At 61.7% G+C, this 1,364-nt stretch carries 1 pseudogene; it reads left to right on the forward strand.

The window, feature by feature from the left end:
- Window positions 1-303: 303 nt before the first annotated feature.
- A pseudogene (locus AB0H71_RS33895) lies at window positions 304-1,364 on the forward strand (type I polyketide synthase); the annotation flags it as partial.

Below are 1,364 nucleotides of genomic sequence, written 5' to 3' on the forward strand. Positions count from 1 at the left end.
GGGGTCACGGTGGCGTGGCCGGTGGTATACGCGGGCCGGGCCCGACGAGTCGGGTTGCCGACCTATGCCTTCCAGCATCGCCGGTACTGGCTCGACCGTGTCGATAGCTCCGCTTCGTCCGAAGCGACCGTTCCGGGTGAATCACCCCTGAGCGCTGAGTCGGTCGATGACTCGGTGATTGGGCAGATGCTGAGGGTTGAGCCATCGAAACGCATTAGCTTTATCTCGGACCTTGTTGCTGCGAATGTGGCGATGATCTTGGATTTTCCAAAGGATGCTGAATTACCGCATGATTACCCATTGCGTGAATTAGGTATTGGCTCCCTGGCTGCGATCGAGTTAAGAAATAGATTGAACTCGGCAATTGATTTGCGGTTATCGACGACGTTAATATACGATCATCCGACAATTAACAAAATTGCTGAGCACATTGAAATCATTGTTAGCAGGAAAAGTGTTTCCGCTTTACTTGAGTCAGCGCAACCTGCTTCGGTGATGTGTGGCGATCCGATCGTGATCGTGGGTGCGGGTTGCCGGTTCCCGGGCGGGGCGTCCTCACCGGAGCAGTTGTGGCAGATGGTGCACGAGGGCCGTGACGGTATCGGGGAATTCCCCACCGATCGCGGCTGGGACATCGCAGGTCTGTTCGATCCCGACCCCGACGCGGCGGGTAAGACCTACGTGCGCGAAGGCGGATTCGTCTACGACGCGGCCGGGTTCGATGCCGGGTTCTTCGGTATCAGCCCGCGCGAGGCCCTCGCGATGGATCCCCAACAACGGTTGTTGCTGGAAACGGTGTGGGAAGCCCTCGAACACGCCGGGATCGACCCCCGCACCCTGCGCGGCACCGACACCGGCGTCTACGCGGGCATTTATGCCGGAGGAGGTGGCTCCGGTTATGGAGGTGAAGGTGCCACTGAGAGTGCGGAAGGCTACCGACTGACGGGTTCGGCGGTGAGTGTGGTGTCGGGCCGGGTGTCGTATGTGCTCGGTTTGGAGGGTCCGTCGGTGTCGGTGGACACGGCGTGTTCGTCGTCGCTGGTGGCGTTGCATCAGGCGATGCAGGGTTTGCGGGCGGGGGAGTGCTCGCTGGCGCTGGCCGGTGGTGTGACCGTCATGGTCAGCCCACTCGGGTTCGTGGAGTTCTCGCGCCAGGGTGGTCTGGCTGTCGATGGCCGGTGTAAGTCGTTTGCCGAGGCCGCGGACGGGACGAGCTGGTCCGAGGGTGTCGGTGTGGTGGTACTGGAGCGGTTGTCGGATGCACGGCGGCTGGGGCATCAGGTGCTGGCGGTGGTGGCCGGGTCTGCGGTGAATCAGGACGGTGCGTCCAATGGGTTGACCGCGCCGAATGGTCCGTCGCAGCA

Source organism: Nocardia sp. NPDC050697 (assembly GCF_040654395.1).
In the GTDB taxonomy this organism is placed as follows: domain Bacteria; phylum Actinomycetota; class Actinomycetes; order Mycobacteriales; family Mycobacteriaceae; genus Nocardia.